Here is a 15,605-nt window from a genome sequence, read left to right on the forward strand (position 1 = left end):
CATGACGGCGTCGGCTCCGCACCGGGCCCCTGCGCCGGTACGGGAGACAACGGGACTCACCCAGGAGGAAGCCGCCCGACGGCTCGCCGACACAGGTCCCAACGAGGTGGCCGCGAGAAAGCCCGTACCGCTCCACAAGCGGGTTCTGGCCCAACTGACGGACCCGCTGATCATGGTGCTCCTCGGGGCCGTCGTGCTGACCCTCGCGATCGGTGACCATCCTGACGCGATCGTCATCGGGCTGGTCGTACTCGTGAACACGACCGTCGGGGTGGCGCAGGAGATCCGTGCCGACAACGCTGTCGCCGCACTCTCTGCCCTCACCGCCCCGCACGCGCGCGTGCGGCGCGACGGCGCCGTCTGCGACCTCCCGGCGGCGGCGGTCGTCCCTGGTGACGTCCTCCTGGTCGGTGAGGGCGACATCGTCGCCGCCGACGCCGAGCTCCCCGAGGCATCCGCGGTACTCGTGGACGAGTCCATGCTCACCGGGGAGTCCGTGCCCGTCGACAAGGACGCCGGTGCGACGCTGAGCGCGGGCACGGTCGTCGTGCGTGGTCGGGGCGTGGCCGTGGTCACGGCGACCGGTGCCGGCAGCGCACTCGGCCGCATCGCGGCTCTTCTCGACGAACGTCGCGAGCCGACCCCGCTGCAGCGTCGCCTGGCCGCCCTCGGGCGCGTCCTCGCGGCCGTGACGCTCGCCCTGTGCGTCCTGGTCTTCGCCCTCGGTCTGGTGCGGGGGCTCCCGCTCGGCACGATGGCGGTCACCGCCATCAGTCTGGCCGTGGCGGCGGTCCCCGAGTCCCTTCCTGCCGTCGTCACCCTGGCACTCGCACTCGGGGCCCGGCGCATGGTCGCCCGGCACGCCCTCGTGCGGCGGCTTCCCGCGGTGGAGACGCTCGGCTCCGTATCCGTCCTCGCCACCGACAAGACCGGCACCCTGACCGAGGGCCGCATGGTCGTCCAGCACGTCTGGACACCGCGGGTGAGCGCCGAGCTCTCGGGCGTGGGGTACGAACCTGTGGGCGAGGTCCTGGTCGCCGGGCGGCCCGCGGAAGCGGACGAGCTCGAACCCCTGACGGAGCTCCTGACCGTGACCGCCCTGTGCAACGACGCCACGCTGCGCCCGCCCGCCCCCGCAGCGCCCGACGGCCGCTGGACGGCCCTGGGCGACCCCATGGAAGCCGCCCTGCTGACGGCCGCGGCCAAGGCGGGCTGCCCGGATTCCGCAGAACTGGCGATGACCCGTCCCCGGCTCGGAGAAGCACCCTTCGACAGCCTGCGCAGACGCATGACCACGCTGCACGCGACCGGGGAGGGCCGGGTGCTGGTCTGTCTGAAGGGCGCTCCCGAGGCTGTCCTCGACCCGGCTGTTCTGCGCGACGCTCCGGAGGCGCTCACGGCGGCCCGCCAGGAGGCCGCAAGCCTGGCTGCCCAGGGCTATCGCGTGCTTGCTGTGGCATCGGGCGTGCGGAACGACATCCCGAGCCCGGTCACCGAGGCGGAGTCGGGGCTCGCGCTTCTCGGCCTCGTCGCGCTCAGCGACCCGCCCAAGCCGCATGCCGCAGCGACCCTCGCTTCCTGCCGGGCCGCTGGCATCACCCCGGTCCTTATCACCGGGGACCATCCGGCGACGGCTCGGTCGGTGGCGTCCCACGTCGCCCTTCTGGGCGACGGCGGGGAGACGGAAGCCCACGTCGTCACGGGGGCGGACGTGGCGGCCGGTCGCGTTGCCGACCTCACCTCGGTGCGGGTCTTCGCGCGCACGGACCCCCAGCAGAAGCTGGACATCGTGGAGGCGTGGCGAGCCAGGGGAGCCGTGACCGCCATGACTGGCGACGGGGTCAACGACGGACCCGCGCTGCACCGGGCCGACATCGGCGTCGCCATGGGCGCACGCGGAACGGAGGTCGCGCGGCAGGCCGCCGACCTCGTCCTCACCGACGACGAGCTCTCGACGGTCGTGGCGGCCGTCGACGAGGGCCGGCGCGTCTACGACAACATCCGCCGCTTCCTCGTCTACGGGATGTCCGGCGGCGCGGCCGAGATCCTCGTCATGCTGATCGGCCCCCTGCTCGGGCTCCCTCTGCCCCTGCGAGCGGGCCAGATCCTGTGGATCAACCTCCTGACGCACGGCCTCACCGGCGTCGCCATGGGCGCGGAACCAGCCTCCCCGGGAGCGATGCGACGACCGCCACGCCCGCCGGACCAGCACATCCTCGGCGGAGGCGCCTGGCAACGCCTGCTCGTCCTGGCCGCTGTCGTCACAGCAGCCTCCCTCGGCGCGGGACTCGGTGCTCAGGCGCTGGACCTGGCTTGGCAGAGCGTTCTCTTCCTCGCCCTCCTGGCCGCGCAGCTAGGCGTTGTCCTGGGACTCCGCGCCCGGCTGTTCACCCGCAAGAACCCATTCCTTCCCCTGTCCGTCCTCGCCTCCGCCCTGCTGGCCGGGGCAGCGCTCTACGTGCCCTTCCTGAGCTCGGTCCTGGAGACCGAACCGCTCGGCTGGGCGGGCATCGGGATCGCCGTGGCTGGTGCCCCCGCGGGGTTCCTTGCCGCGCGAATCGTCCGCAACGCCTTCCGTGGGACACACCCGGCTGGAGCGTCGGGGACACGGGAACTACCGTGAAGAAGTGCCCGTCGGACGAGGACCATGCGCTCGACGTGGCCGGAGGTGATGATGGAGCACGAGCGGCCGGTGCCGGCGGACAGCAAACTCCCACGGCTGAGACTCGACGAGCTGCTCGACGAGCTCCAGGCGCGCATCGACGAGGTGAGGGGCACCAGGGACCTTCTCAACGGGCTCCTCGAAGCCGTCATGTCCGTAGGCAGGGAACTCGACCTGCCTCAGGTTCTGAGGGGCATCGTGGAGGCGGCCGTCACCCTCGTGGACGCCGAATACGGCGCTCTGGGCGTCATCGGGGACGACAGGAAGCTCTCGGAGTTCCTCCCCGTCGGTATCGGGGACGACCTGCGGGCGCAGATCGGCGACCTGCCCTCCGGGCACGGACTGCTCGGCGAGCTGATCCGCAACCCCGAACCGCTGCGGCTTCCCGAGTTGTCCGAGCATCCCGCCTCGTACGGGTTCCCGCCCCACCACCCGCCGATGCATACCTTCCTCGGCGTGCCCATCCGGGTCCGCGACGAGGTTTTCGGAAACCTCTACCTCACCGAGAAGCGGGGCGGGGTCGAGTTCGACGCCGAGGACGAGGCCGTCGTGACCACTTTGTCCGTCGCGGCCGGCATCGCCATCGAGAACGCCCGCCTGTACGAGGAAGGCCGCCTCCGGCAGCGGTGGCTTGCCGCGAGCTCCGACCTGACCAGCGCCCTCCTGTCCGGTGTGGAGGAGACCGAGGTCCTCGACGGGATGCTGGAGCAGGCCGTCGACATCGCGGGTGCCGACGTGGGGGTCTTCTACCTGGTGGGGGACGACGGCGAGCTGCGGGGCTCGCTCGCCCGCGGCGAGGGAGCCCACGTGCACGCAGGTGTCGTCCTGCCGAGCAGCGAGGGAACTCTGGCCGCCGCCCTCACACAGAAGGACGGCCTGGTCACGGTGGCGGACGTGGAGAACGAACCGCGCATCACTGTCCAGCCCGAACGGTGGAAGGGGTTCGGACCGGCGGTAGCCGTCACGGTCGGCACCAAGGAGCGACTCAACGGGGTGCTGATCCTCGCGCGGCGCCATGGGCGGTCTCCGTTCACAGGGGCGGAGATCATTGCTCTCCCCGGATTCGCGGGGCAGGCGGCACTCGCGCTCGAGCTGGCCGACCACCGCCGTGACGCCGAGCAGGTGAGCCTCCTGGAGGACCGCGACCGGATCGCCCGTGACCTGCACGATCTGGCGATTCAGCGCCTGTTTGCCACGGGGATGACGCTGCAGAGCGCCCGGCGGTTCGTAGAGCACCCGGAGGCCGTGGACCGGCTGGGACGGGCGATCGACGATCTGGACGCCACCATCAAGATCATCCGGTCGACCATCTTCGGGCTCCGTGAGCACAACACCCCCGGAACCGCCCCGAAGCTGAGGAGCCGGGTGGCCAAGGCGGTGGACGAGGCCGCGACCACACTCGGATTTGCCCCCGCCCTGCGCATGGAGGGCCTCCTCGACACGGACGTTCCCTCTGAGGCGGCCGAACAGGTGATCGGGGTCATCGGTGAAGCCCTCACCAACGTGGCCCGGCACGCGCGGGCTCGCCGGGCCGAGGTGTCGGTCGTTGCCGACGAGGGCGTGCTGGCGGTGACGGTGAGCGACGACGGCGTGGGCATACCGCAGGGCGGCAGGCGCAGTGGGCTGCGGAACCTGGCCGAACGGGCCGAGCGGCTGGGCGGCACCCTGTCAGTCCGCGCGCGGGCGGAGCGCGACAGCGGCACGGTGCTCGAGTGGCGGATCCCGCTGCCGACCGAGCGCGATTGAGCTACGCCTCCTCGGTGGCGTCGTGCTCGTGGGCCTGCGCGGCGATGACGGCGGCCTGTACCCGGCGTTCCACGCCCAGCTTCCCGAGCAGCCGTGAGATGTGGTTCTTGACGGTCTTCTCAGACAGGTAGAGCTGCTTGGCGATCTGCCGATTGGTCAGCCCCTCGCCGATCAGTTCGAGTACGGACCGCTCTCGCTCGGACAACACCGCGAGCCGCTCGTCCTCCGGCGGCTTCGCCGCCTCGGGGTCCCGCAGCGAGTGCATCAGCCGCGCGGTGGTGGCCGGGTCCAGCATCGACTGCCCGGTGGCCACGGTCCGTACCGCCGACACGAGGTCTGACCCCTTGATCTGCTTGAGGACGTATCCGGCCGCACCGGCCATGATCGCGTCGAGCAGCGCGTCCTCATCGTCGAACGAGGTCAGCATCAGACAGGCCAGCTCGGGCATCCGAGAGCGCAGCTCCCGACAGACGGAGATCCCGTCGCCGTCCGGCAGCCTCACGTCGAGGACCGCCACGTCCGGCCGCAGCGCCGGCCCCCGGGCCAGCGCCTGCTCCGCCGTCGACGCCTCACCGACCACTTCAAGGTCGGGTTCGTCGTTGATCAGGTCGCGCAGTCCCCGGCGGACGACCTCGTGATCGTCGACGAGGAAGACCCGCGTCGGTGCATCGGCTGTCGTCAGATCGTTCATGGCGATCCCTGCGGTCGGTGGGTTCGTACCCGCCCCCACAAGGATTGTCCGTCATAGAGCGGCTCAAGGGGCACCGAGATCCATGCGGACGTCGACGACGCCCTCCACGGCCCGCACGGCGCGGGCGACCAGCGGCACCATCGACCGGTCGGCGAGCGGCCCGCGGACCGTGGCGACACCGTCCGCGACCGTCACATCCAGTCCCACGGTGGCGGCCGGCTCGCCGAGGACGGAGCGGCGGATGTCCTGCTCGATCTCGGCGTCCGTACGGAGGAATACCTTCAGCAGATCGCTCCGGCTGACCACGCCCTCCAGCATGCCGACGTCGTTGACCACGGGCAGGCGCTTCACCCTGCGCGTCGCCATGATTCGTGCCGCCTCGGCGAGCGTCGCGTCGGGATGGACGGTCACGGCCGGGCTGGACATGAGTTCCCCGGCCCGTACGGCTCCGGCCTTGGACGCCGCGGCGAACTCGTCCGGGCGGGGCTCGTCCGTGCGGAACTCCTCCTTCGGCAGCAGATCGGCCTCCGATACGACCCCGATCACCCGTCCCTCCCCCTCCAGAACGGGCAGGGCGCTCACCTTCCACTGGTCCATGAGCGCGACGATCTCCTTGTACGGCGCGTCACGCCCGATGGCGATGGCGGTGTGGGTCATGACGTCGCTGACGGTGTAGCGCGAGGCGGGCATCACGTTCTCCCAGAGGGGTGAAGATCTACGGGCCGCTTCCGTGCGTGGCAGTGGAGATCCAGCAGCCGCACACGGACGGAGAGGAGACGGTGGGCGAGCACTGCCGGCGGTACGGCTCGAACAGCCACGAACAGCCGAACAGTTCGCCGGTGCTGACGGGGTCGGCGACGTGCGGGTCGCTTGCCGCTCACCGGGGCCTCCGCATCGGTGTCTCCTCCAGTCTGGCCGCGTTCCGTGAAGGACAGGAGGGCCGGATGGCCCCCTTGGGGCCCTCTTCGGCCCGTGCGAGGCGAGGCGAGACGAGCCCGCCTCGTCCCCCGCGGTGCGGACGAGCGGCGAACCAGGATGTGCGCGGCCCTGATCTTCGCCCACCGGCCACGGTCGCCTGTGGGCCTTGGTACTCCCACGCTTGCCAGTGGCGTTCCAGGTGGATCAGTCAAGCGACCTGGAGGGCCGCACCCCACGCCCTTGCGCGATCCCGTTCGCCTGCGCGGAGCGGCCCTTCGGTGTCCTCGATGATGAATCCCTCCGGTTCCGCGACGAGTTCGTAGCCATGGCCGCGCAGCCGACGCGCGATGCCGCTGGCGGCGGCCCCGGCCAGCCGCATGTCCGCCCGAGTGTCGAAGGCCGCGGCGGCATGGGTGCCGGTGTGGGCCTTAGGGAGCGTGTCGTGGAACCAGTCGCGGACCCCAGGGCCCTCGGCGCCCTCCTCGGGAGTGAAGGGACGCTCCCCCTTCTCAGCTTCTTGCCTCTCGGCCTTCAGCCCCATCTTCCGGCTCATCCCGGTGGTCATGCCCCGTATATGGGTCGGCCCGCCGACGACCAGCAGGTCGGTGGGGCCGATGCGCTCCGGGACGGCGTCGACCACTGCCACGCACTCGACCTCGGCGTCCGGGTGTGCTTCCTTCACGCCCTCTCCGATCGCGTCAGCGATCTCGCGCGTGTTGCCGAACAGACTCTCGTACACGATCACAGCACGCATCACGACTCATCTCCTCAAGTGCTTCCTTCTCCGCTTTCCGCTGCCGCTTCGATCGCTCGCAGCGCTCCGCGCAGCACGATGCCGACGCCCGGGGAAACCAGCGTCCAGTAGCGGCCGAACCGAGCGGTGGAAGCCGGGTCGGTGCAAGCGGTACGCGCTTCATAGGTCAGGAGGGACCGGCGTGCCCCGTAGGGATGGACGACGAAGGCGGCGGCCATCTTGGCCCAGCCGGGCTCCTCGAAGCCCGCGTAGTCACCAGGTTCGACACGGCGCCACTCGATGGTGGGCTTCCACACCTTGCCGACCGCCCCGAAGACGATTTCGCGCCCCGCGCGCTCCCCGAGGGCAACCCAGGGTTGGACCTCCAGGCCCCCCTGATCACCGGTTGCGGCGGTGTCGAACAGGTCGGACACCCGCATCGAAGGTGGCGTGGCCACGGGCCGACGGCGCACTCGGTCCGGCACTCCACGCGCCCACGTGCCCACGTCGAACAGCGGCGAGTGAATGGACAGGATGTCCAGATCACGGGCCGCGCGGTACACGACGTCCGGCGCGGCGGCGATCACGGCGCACTCCAGGCGGGAGAACCGGAACTCGGGCAGAGCCGCGTCGAGCAGGAGAGGCTCGGCTGTTGCGGTAACGCTCGGCTGGGTATCCATGGAGACCTCCCCGGATCCGACACCACCAGTCTGGCCCACAGGACAGTCGCGCGCCGGGGTCGAACGGTCCGACGAGGCACCGCTGCCGAGGTGATCACGGGAAGGTCGGCGTCGCGGGGTCACGGCGCGACGCTGCTGGCAATCGGTGGTCTGCTTCTGTCGCACGAGGCTTGATCCTTTGGATACTCAACTTGATTGGGTGATGTCGGGTGGCGTGCGCCATCGGTCACCTGCGCCGGTGACCGCCGACCCACATGGGCCGGCCCTCGGTGTGCATACTGTGACCGGCAGAGGGCCGTCGTCCAACCGAACGGCGATGGGTGGGGCCGATAGGCACCGGGCCGGGCCGGACGATCAGGGAGACCAGTGATGGATGTCGAGGAATGCTGGCGCCGCTATGGGCTGCGTCCCGTCGACGCGGACCTCGACGAGATCCGTACACTCCTCCGGGAGCACACGGCGCGTGAGCGACGCTCCCAGGGCGAGGGCGACACCGAGCTGATGAGGCTCTGCTGCTTCTATCTGTTCAACAGCGGCGACGTCGACGACGTGCTCCTGATCTGGAGTGCGAAGCAAGCCAGCTTCGACGCAGCGTGCTCGATCGACATCGAATTCCTACTCGGGCACGGGCTCGACGCGACGAAGGCCCACCTCTCGGCCAACTGTGCACCTGCTGCGGCAGCGGCTCTGGATCGACTGCGCGAGCTCGAGGCAGACGGTGAATTCGAGGGCTTCTCAGTGGAGGAGCGCTCCGCCTCCTACGACCGGTACTACGGCGACTGACGAATCCGCAGCGCCGGTCAGTCGTCCGTGATGAGGCCGGTGCCCGCAAGGCAGCTGTCGACGAGATCCGGGCGGTACTGGATCTGCTTGAGCCTGCGCTTCACGGCCCTGGTGATCTGGCCCAGGTCGGCTGCGGCGAGGTTGCCGATGTCGCGTTTGACCAGCGACCAAATGCCCTCCTGCGGGTTCAGGTCTGGCGCGTAGGTGGGGAGTTGGAACACGGTGAGCCAGGCGGCATTCGCGGCGATGAACTCCCGCATCCCGGCGGTCAGGTGGAGGCGGACGTTGTCCCAGACCAGCACGATCGGTCCGCCGAGCTGGATGCGGGCACGCACCAAGAGGTCGCGGAGGTCCCGCCAGCCGAAGCCCTTCGGCTCGCCCTTGCGCCCTCGGTACTCGCGGATGGCGTAGATCAGCCGGGACCGCTCGCCCGGCTTGTAGCAGGTCATACCCGCCATCGACACCCGTCCGGAGCCTCGGCCGCGAACCCGGACGACCGGGGTTCGGCCGATCCGTCCCCAGGTGCGAGAGCGCGGCGGCGTCATCGACTGGCCGGCTTCATCCTCGAAGACGATCCAGCCGTTGCACGCCGCCGCACAGCTCTTACCCGTGGCCAGACCTCTTTCTTCCACAGGTCAACCGCCGCATCGTCGCGCTCGATCGCCCGGCGGGTGGGCTGCTGCCATGACCAGCCGTGCCGCTTCAGTAGCCGCCACGTGCCTTCCACCGTGTAGGAAACGTGGAACAGTCGACCGATCAGCGTCTTGACTCGCGCCATCGTCCACCGCTGATCGGCCCAGCCGTGGAGCAGTGGTCCACGCTCCAACTCCCGCTCCAGCCGCGCGATCTGAACGGAGCTGAGCCTGGGACGTCCGGGCGATCCCTTCGACAGGATCCCGGCCTCGCCTCGCTCGCGCCAAGCCCGGCGCCACCGCTCCACCGACCGCTCGCTCACTCGCAGCGCGGCAGCGATTTCCCGGTTCTTCTCCGCGCCCTCGAAGCGTTCCACGGCCTGCAGCCGGATCCGCTCCCGCGCGGCTCTCTCGGCGTCGGTCAGCCCGCCGCCCTGCGCGTACCTCACAGCCCCACAGCTACCTCAGCCGACAGGCCGACGTCAGGCAAACATCCCCGACATCACCCAATCAAGTTCAGTAAGGAACGGTCACTGTCGACTGTGCGTCTGCGCCTGCGCGGCTGGCCTATTTGGTGATCCAAGGTGTTGCGAGCTCATGGGCGCGGGGCGCGCAACATAGCCCACGATCGCCGGTTGGCCAAACCGGCGATCCTCGCGACCATTGATGTTCGTCCGCATCGGCCGTGCTTGGTAGTGGAGCTGGCGGACGCACTGTCCCGGGACTACGCAGTGCTTCCTTGTAATTTGCGCCTGTGTAGCCCTTCCTGTCCCCGACTGAAAGGAAGAAATGGCTCGTCCCCCTGCGCTGAAGCTCGCTGAGGTCCTGGCGGAGATCCGCATGAGTACCTCGGCGTTCTACCGTCTGCGTGCCCGCAACCAGGCTCCTCGAATGATCAAGCTGCCGAACGGCGAACTCCGCTGCCGTCGTGCCGACCTCGACGCCTGGTGGCAGGCGTGCGAAAGGGATACGCCTGAATGGCGATGAGTTACAAGGTCCGCTTCTGGGACCATCCGGGAGCGGCCGAAGCGTCGCAAGCCGTTCGAGGTCCGATGGACGGTCAACGGCCGCGAGCGGTCGGAGTCCTTTATTACCAAGGGGCTGGCCGAGAGCCGGCGAGCGAAGCTCATGACGGCCGCGCGTGACGGTGAGGCGTTCGACGAGCAGACTGGTCTGCCGGCTTCCGAGATCCGCGCCATTAGGCAGCGGACAACCTGGTACGACCTGGCTCATGCCTACATCGATGAGCGATGGGATCGAACGCCTGGCAACACCCGTCGTACCCTCGCTGATGCACTTGCCACCATTACGCCCGCGCTGGTGAGGCGCGAAGCGCGTTACTCGGAGCCGAGGGTTCTGCGGCGCGCGCTGTATTCATGGGCGTTCAACAAGCGAGCCTGGGAGAGTGAGCCGTCCGCCGAATGGCAGCATGCCCTCGACTGGATGAAGCGGCACTCACTGCCCGTCAGTGAGCTGATGGAACCAGACGTCGTGCGCAGGGCGTTGGACGCGCTCGGCCGGAAGATCGACGGAGAGTCCGCCGCGGCGAAGACGCCCTGCGGAAGCGATCGGCCTTCAGCGAGGTCCTCGGAACTGCCGTCGACAAGGGATACTTCACGGAGAATCCGCTCGCAAGGGTCAAGTGGCAGGCTCCTGGGGTGAGCGAGGAAGTGGACCCGGCCTGCGTGCCGAACCCGACCCAGGTTGCTCGCCTGCTGACCGCTGTTGGCGAACAACAGGGTCGCGGCCCGCACCTTGAGGCGTTCTTCGGCTGCATGTACTACGCGGCCATGCGTCCGGCGGAGGTCATCCACCTGCAGATCTCACAGTGCCATCTGCCGAAGAGCGGCTGGGGCATGCTCAACCTGAGCGGAGGTGTCGTCACGGCCGGCAAGGAGTGGACGGACGATGGTGAGGTCCACGAAGTGCACTCCTTGAAGCGGCGAGCCGTCAAGGCCACACGTCCCGTGCCGATACCGCCGTCGTTCGTGCGCACACTGCGAAATCACGTCGATCGCTTCGGCGTTGCGCCCGATGGCCGAGTGTTTCGCAATGCGGCCGGCGGCTACGTTGATGCAGCGGCCTACGGCAAGACGTGGGAGCGGGCCCGTAAGAAGGCCCTGGCTCCCAGCGAGCAGCCTACGCTGCTCGCCAAGAGGCCCTATGACCTCCGGCACGCCGGGATCTCGTTCTGGCTGCACTCCGGCGTGGATCCTGCCGAATGCGCGCGCCGGGCCGGCCAGAGCATCCAAGTGCTCTTCCAGTACTACGCCAAGTTCCTGGACGGTCTGCAGGAGCATTCCAACCGGCTCATCGAGGAGTCGATGCAGGAGTGGAGCCGGCGCAGCAAGGACAGCAGCCCCAAGGGCTGAGCCGCAATCTGGCCCGTGTATGGCCCGGAACTGCCGGTCAGGACTGGGATACCGGTGGGATGAACTGGAAGAAGGGGGGTATTTCGACACCTCCCCCATGGGAGGGGCCGTGCACTCCAAGAAGGCGCCTGACCCGGGGAAAACCCCAGGTCAGGCGCCTTCTTTCGTGCAGCTAGAAGAAGCCGAGCTTCTTCGGCGAGTAGCTCACCAGCAGATTCTTCGTCTGCTGGTAGTGGTCCAGCATCATCTTGTGGGTCTCTCGGCCGATGCCCGACTGCTTATAGCCTCCAAAAGCAGAATGGGCCGGGTAGGCGTGGTAGCAGTTCGTCCAGACGCGGCCCGCCTGGATCGCGCGGCCCGCGCGGTAGGCGGTGTTCGTGTCGCGGGTCCAGACGCCGGCGCCGAGGCCGTAGAGGGTGTCGTTGGCCGTGCGGATCGCGTCGTCGAAGTCGGTGAAGGAGGTCACCGCCACCACCGGGCCGAAGATCTCCTCCTGGAAGATCCGCATGCGGTTGTCGCCCTCGAAGACGGTCGGCTGGACGTAGTAGCCGCCCGCCAACTCGCCGCCGTGCTCGATGATCTGGCCGCCCGTCAGGATCTTCGCGCCCTCCTTCTGGCCGATCTCCAGGTAGGAGAGGATCTTGCGGAGCTGGTCGGCGGAGGCCTGGGCGCCGATCATCGTCTCCGTGTCCAGGGGGTGGCCCGGGACGATCTTCTCCGTGCGGGCGACCGCCGCTTCCATGAAGTCGGCGTAGTGGCCCCGCTGGACGAGGGCCCGCGAGGGGCAGGTGCAGACCTCGCCCTGGTTGAGGGCGAACATCGTGAAACCTTCGAGCGCCTTGTCGCGGAAGTCGTCGTCCGCCGCCCACACGTCGTCGAAGAAGATGTTGGGGGACTTGCCGCCGAGTTCGAGGGTGACCGGCTTCAGGTTCTGCGAGGCGTACTCCATGATGAGGCGGCCCGTTGTCGTCTCGCCGGTGAAGGCGATCTTCGCGACCCGCGGGCTGGACGCCAGCGGCTTGCCGGCCTCCTCGCCGAAGCCGTTGACGACGTTCAGGACACCCGGCGGCAGCAGGTCCGCCACCAGGCTCAGCCAGAAGTGCACCGAGGCCGGGGTCTGTTCGGCCGGCTTGAGGATCACCGCGTTGCCCGCGGCCAGCGCCGGGGCCAGCTTCCAGACCGCCATGAGGATCGGGAAGTTCCACGGGATGATCTGCGCGACGACGCCCAGCGGCTCGTGGAAGTGGTACGCCACGGTGTCGTCGTCGATCTCGCTCAGCGCGCCCTCCTGGGCCCGCAGCGCCCCCGCGAAGTAGCGGAAGTGGTCGATCGCGAGCGGGATGTCCGCGGCGAGCGTCTCCCGGACCGGCTTGCCGTTGTCCCACGTCTCGGCGACCGCGAGCGCCTCCAGGTTGCTCTCCATGCGGTCCGCGATCTTCAGCAGGACGGCCGCCCGCTCCGCCGGCGCCGTCCGCCCCCACGCCGGGGCCGCCGCGTGCGCCGCGTCGAGGGCGCGCTCCACGTCCTCGGCGGTGCCGCGCGCGACCTCCGTGAAGGGCCGGCCGTCGACCGGGCTGGGGTTCTCGAAGTAGCGCCCGCCCGCCGGGGCGACGTACTCGCCGCCGATCCAGTGGTCGTAGCGGGCCTGGTACGACATGAGCGCGCCCTCGGTACCGGGTGCGGCGTAACGGGTCATGGGCATGGCCTCCCTCGACGCGCCGGCCGTCCCTGGCCGGCGCTCACGCCCGAGTGTGGTGACCCGAACGTTGCAAGCCCGTTGCACCGGCGGACAGTTCCGCCTCCAGGGAGTCGAGCCTCGCCCGTACGGGAGGAAGCTGGGCCGCCGGAACCGCCGCGCACAGCGCCCGCCACACCACCACGTCGTCCTCGCCCCACGCGCTGTACGCCCAGTCGGAGAGCAGCCCGGGATCGGCCCGGTCCACCAGCGCCGCCCGCAGCCGGCCCGCCAGCCGCTCCCGCAGCCGTACCACCCCGGGGGCGGTCGACGCCGGGAGCAGCGGGCCCGCGTAGTCCCCGGCCGCCGCCGCCACGGCCCCCGAGGCGAGCTTCCGGTCGACCGCCGCGAAGTCCGCGTCCACCGCCCCCGCGAGCCGGTACGGCCGCGACCGCAGCGCGTCGGGGCCGAGCAGCGCACGCAGCCGGGACAGCTCCGCCCGCAGCGTCACCGGGGTGACCGACTCGTCCTCGTACAGGAGCGTGAGCAGCTCGTCGCCGCCCACCCCCTCCGGCCGGTGCGCGAGGACCACCAGGATCTCGCTGTGCCGGCGGCTCAGCCGCAGCCGCCGCCCGCCCACCGAGAGCACCGCCTCGTCCCGGCCGAGCGCCGACAGCCGGATCCGCCCCGGGTCCGGGGCCGGCCCGAGCAGGGCCAGCTGGGACTCGGCCGCGCGCGCCACCGCCTGCACGAAGCCGAGACTGTGCGGGTGCGCGAGCCGCTCCCCACCCGTGATGTCGACCGCGCCGAGCACCCGCCCGCTGTACGGGTCGTGCACGGGGGCCGCGGCACAGGTCCACGCCCGCACCGGACGCCGGAAGTGCTCGGCGGCGACGACCTGCACCGGCCGGTCCACGGCCAGGGCGGTGCCCGGCGCGTTCGTCCCGGCGGCCGCCTCCGACCAGCGGGCCCCGGCCACGAAGTTCATCCCCCGGGCCTTGCGCAGGGTCCCCGGATGCCCCTCGACCCACAGCATCCGCCCGGCCGCGTCGCAGACCGCGAGGAGGTGCTCCCCGTCCGTCGCGTACGCCCCCATCAGCTCCCGGATCACCGGCATCGCCGCGGACAGCGGGTGCGCCTCCCGGTACGCGCCGAGCTCGTCCTCGTCCAGCTCCACCCGCGCCGCCCCGTCGGGGCTCACGCGCGCGCGTACGGACCGGCGCCAGGACGCCGCCACCAGTGGGCGCGCCTCCCGGAAGGGCCGGTCGGCGTCCGTACTCCTGTCGTCGGCACCCGTGGTGGGTCGGTCGGCGTCCGTACCGCCGCCGTCGACGTCCCTGCCCCCGTCGTTGACGGCTCTGCTCCCGCCGTCGACGACCCTGCTCCCGTCGTCGACGACCGTGGAGTGCCGGTCGACGGCCGTGGCCCGGCGCGTTGCCCTGCTCCGGTCGGTGCCCCCGCGCCGCCGTCCGGCCTCCTCGTCCCGTTCCGTCCGTGGCTCCGCGGCCACCCACGCATCGCTCAACTCGGCCTCCTCGTCGAGGTCGTCCCGGCCCGTCGCGGCCATCGTGGTGCGCCCGACGGCCGCCGACAAGCTCCCTCGCACCTCGGCATATGCACCCTGTCCGGGAGCGGCCCCCGGCCCCTCACGTAGAGTGGTGCCCGGGCCGTGACTGGCGCTTGAGGTGGATCACCACCGGGGAGCGGCCCGGCGGAGCGTGCCCCCTGCGGCGCGACCGTGCCGATGCCGTGCGCCTGGGCGAACCACCGGTCAGAGACGACGCCCAGGAGCAGCCATGTCCACCAGCACCGCCATCCTCATGGACGGTACGGCCCTCGCCCGCCGCACGGTCGAGGAGACCGCCGCCCGCGCCGCCGAGATCACCCGCCGCACCGGCGTCACCCCGTGCCTCGCGACCGTCCTGGTCGGCGCGGACCCGGCCTCCGTCACGTACGTGAAGATGAAGCAGAACCGCTGCGCGAAGGCCGGAATCCGCTCCAAGCACGTCGAGCTGCCCGCGGAGACGGCCACCGAGGAGCTCGTCGCCGCCATCACCGCCCTGTCCGAGGACCCCGAGGTCCACGGCATCCTGCTCCAGCACCCGGCCGGCCCGCACATCGACGAGCGCGCCGCCTTCGAGGCCATCGCCCCCGAGAAGGACGTCGACGGCGTCACCATGGCCTCCTTCGCCGCCATGGGCTTCGGCCTGCCCGGCTTCGTCTCCTGCACGCCCGGCGGCATCATGCGCCTCCTCGACGCGTACGACGTCCAGCTCAGCGGCAAGCGCGCGGTCGTCGTCGGCCGCAGCGCGATCCTGGGCAAGCCGGCCGGCCTGCTCCTCCTCGGCCGCGACGCCACCGTCACCTACTGCCACTCCCGCACCGAGGACCTCTCCTCGATCGTCCGCGAGGCCGACGTCCTCGTCGCCGCCGTCGGCAAGCCGAACTTCATCAAGGGCGAGGACATCAAGCCGGGCGCCGTCGTCATCGACGCCGGTTACAACCCGGGCAACGTCGGCGACGTCGACTTCGCGTCGGCCGCCGAGCGTGCCTCCCTCATCACCCCGGTCCCCGGCGGTGTCGGCCCCATGACCATCGCCGTGCTCCTCGCCCAGACGGTCGAGGGCGCGGAGCGCCAGCTCGGTCTGTAGCCGACGGTGACCGGGCGGCGGCGTTGACGGGGGAGCGGCGGTGGCGCGGGCGCTTCGCGACC

At 70.4% G+C, this 15,605-nt stretch carries 13 protein-coding genes and 1 riboswitch; of the genes, 6 read left to right on the plus strand and 7 right to left on the minus strand.

Annotated features, from left to right (window positions below):
- Nucleotide 1 precedes the first annotated feature (1 nt).
- Together ACZ7HT_RS05820 and ACZ7HT_RS05825 are read left to right on the plus strand one after the other, a co-directional pair.
- Nucleotides 2-2,623, plus strand: coding sequence for a cation-translocating P-type ATPase (locus ACZ7HT_RS05820; RefSeq protein ID WP_184931874.1), 2,622 nt, complete (start codon nt 2-4; stop codon nt 2,621-2,623).
- A 24-nt stretch (nt 2,624-2,647) separates the two neighbouring features.
- Nucleotides 2,648-4,408, plus strand: coding sequence for a sensor histidine kinase (locus tag ACZ7HT_RS05825; RefSeq protein WP_471160263.1), 1,761 nt, complete (start codon nt 2,648-2,650; stop codon nt 4,406-4,408).
- Nucleotide 4,409: 1 nt separating this feature from the next.
- Here the strand turns inward: ACZ7HT_RS05825 and ACZ7HT_RS05830 are convergent, their stop codons facing one another.
- The 4 genes from ACZ7HT_RS05830 to ACZ7HT_RS05845 all read right to left on the minus strand — a co-directional run bounded on the left by ACZ7HT_RS05830 (nt 4,410) and on the right by ACZ7HT_RS05845 (nt 7,430).
- Nucleotides 4,410-5,099, minus strand: coding sequence for a response regulator (locus tag ACZ7HT_RS05830; RefSeq protein WP_467458103.1), 690 nt, complete (start codon nt 5,097-5,099; stop codon nt 4,410-4,412).
- Between the two features lie 63 nt (nt 5,100-5,162).
- A complete protein-coding gene (locus tag ACZ7HT_RS05835) occupies nt 5,163-5,789 on the minus strand; it encodes a CBS domain-containing protein (RefSeq protein ID WP_184931872.1) in 627 nt (208 codons plus the stop codon).
- A gap of 436 nt (nt 5,790-6,225) precedes the next feature.
- Nucleotides 6,226-6,762: a flavodoxin domain-containing protein gene (locus ACZ7HT_RS05840; RefSeq protein WP_221518487.1), complete on the minus strand. Its 537-nt coding sequence runs from the start codon at nt 6,760-6,762 to the stop codon at nt 6,226-6,228.
- Nucleotides 6,763-6,785: 23 nt separating this feature from the next.
- Nucleotides 6,786-7,430: a hypothetical protein gene (locus ACZ7HT_RS05845; protein WP_471160267.1), complete on the minus strand. Its 645-nt coding sequence runs from the start codon at nt 7,428-7,430 to the stop codon at nt 6,786-6,788.
- Nucleotides 7,431-7,799: 369 nt separating this feature from the next.
- Between ACZ7HT_RS05845 and ACZ7HT_RS05850 the strand changes: the two genes are divergently transcribed.
- Entirely contained in the window at nt 7,800-8,213 is a 414-nt protein-coding gene (locus ACZ7HT_RS05850; protein ID WP_184931761.1) for a hypothetical protein, read from the plus strand.
- Nucleotides 8,214-8,230: 17 nt separating this feature from the next.
- Here the strand turns inward: ACZ7HT_RS05850 and ACZ7HT_RS05855 are convergent.
- Nucleotides 8,231-9,294, minus strand: a protein-coding gene (locus ACZ7HT_RS05855) for an IS630 family transposase (RefSeq protein ID WP_471160270.1) whose coding sequence is annotated in 2 segments (ribosomal slippage) — nt 8,231-8,847 and nt 8,847-9,294 — 1,065 coding nt in all. Because the reading frame shifts where the segments join, the coding sequence is not laid out codon by codon here.
- A gap of 340 nt (nt 9,295-9,634) precedes the next feature.
- Here ACZ7HT_RS05855 and ACZ7HT_RS05860 point away from each other — a divergent pair.
- Together ACZ7HT_RS05860 and ACZ7HT_RS05865 are read left to right on the plus strand one after the other, a co-directional pair.
- On the plus strand, nt 9,635-9,832 hold the full coding sequence (locus ACZ7HT_RS05860; RefSeq protein WP_246532729.1) for a helix-turn-helix transcriptional regulator: 198 nt from the start codon (nt 9,635-9,637) through the stop codon (nt 9,830-9,832).
- A 671-nt stretch (nt 9,833-10,503) separates the two neighbouring features.
- A complete protein-coding gene (locus tag ACZ7HT_RS05865; RefSeq protein ID WP_471160274.1) occupies nt 10,504-11,217 on the plus strand; it encodes a hypothetical protein in 714 nt (237 codons plus the stop codon).
- Between the two features lie 172 nt (nt 11,218-11,389).
- On the opposite strand, the gene exaC is transcribed toward ACZ7HT_RS05865, so the two are convergent.
- Both exaC and ACZ7HT_RS05875 read right to left on the minus strand, forming a co-directional pair.
- Nucleotides 11,390-12,913, minus strand: coding sequence for an acetaldehyde dehydrogenase ExaC (gene exaC / locus ACZ7HT_RS05870; protein WP_471160277.1), 1,524 nt, complete (start codon nt 12,911-12,913; stop codon nt 11,390-11,392).
- Between the two features lie 43 nt (nt 12,914-12,956).
- On the minus strand, nt 12,957-14,486 hold the full coding sequence (locus ACZ7HT_RS05875; protein WP_471160280.1) for a GAF domain-containing protein: 1,530 nt from the start codon (nt 14,484-14,486) through the stop codon (nt 12,957-12,959).
- A 65-nt stretch (nt 14,487-14,551) separates the two neighbouring features.
- Nucleotides 14,552-14,660, plus strand: a riboswitch (ZMP/ZTP riboswitch).
- Nucleotides 14,661-14,688: 28 nt separating this feature from the next.
- Between ACZ7HT_RS05875 and ACZ7HT_RS05880 the strand changes: the two genes are divergently transcribed.
- Complete coding sequence (locus ACZ7HT_RS05880; RefSeq protein ID WP_471160283.1) at nt 14,689-15,543, plus strand: bifunctional 5,10-methylenetetrahydrofolate dehydrogenase/5,10-methenyltetrahydrofolate cyclohydrolase; 855 nt, start codon at nt 14,689-14,691, stop codon at nt 15,541-15,543.
- The last annotated feature ends 62 nt before the right edge of the window (nt 15,544-15,605 follow it).

The sequence above is a fragment of the Streptomyces sp. NPDC037410 genome, assembly GCF_055602235.1.

Bases quoted from the DNA above. Each gene is read 5' to 3' on its own strand.
- ACZ7HT_RS05820 (WP_184931874.1), top strand. From the start codon at position 2: ATGACGGCGTCGGCTCCGCACCGGGCCCCTGCGCCGGTACGGGAGACA.
- ACZ7HT_RS05825 (WP_471160263.1), top strand. From the start codon at position 2,648: ATGCGCTCGACGTGGCCGGAGGTGATGATGGAGCACGAGCGGCCGGTG.
- ACZ7HT_RS05830 (WP_467458103.1), bottom strand. From the start codon at position 5,099: ATGAACGATCTGACGACAGCCGATGCACCGACGCGGGTCTTCCTCGTC.
- ACZ7HT_RS05835 (WP_184931872.1), bottom strand. From the start codon at position 5,789: ATGCCCGCCTCGCGCTACACCGTCAGCGACGTCATGACCCACACCGCC.
- ACZ7HT_RS05845 (WP_471160267.1), bottom strand. From the start codon at position 7,430: ATGGATACCCAGCCGAGCGTTACCGCAACAGCCGAGCCTCTCCTGCTC.
- ACZ7HT_RS05850 (WP_184931761.1), top strand. From the start codon at position 7,800: ATGGATGTCGAGGAATGCTGGCGCCGCTATGGGCTGCGTCCCGTCGAC.
- ACZ7HT_RS05860 (WP_246532729.1), top strand. From the start codon at position 9,635: ATGGCTCGTCCCCCTGCGCTGAAGCTCGCTGAGGTCCTGGCGGAGATC.
- exaC (WP_471160277.1), bottom strand. From the start codon at position 12,913: ATGACCCGTTACGCCGCACCCGGTACCGAGGGCGCGCTCATGTCGTAC.
- ACZ7HT_RS05880 (WP_471160283.1), top strand. From the start codon at position 14,689: ATGTCCACCAGCACCGCCATCCTCATGGACGGTACGGCCCTCGCCCGC.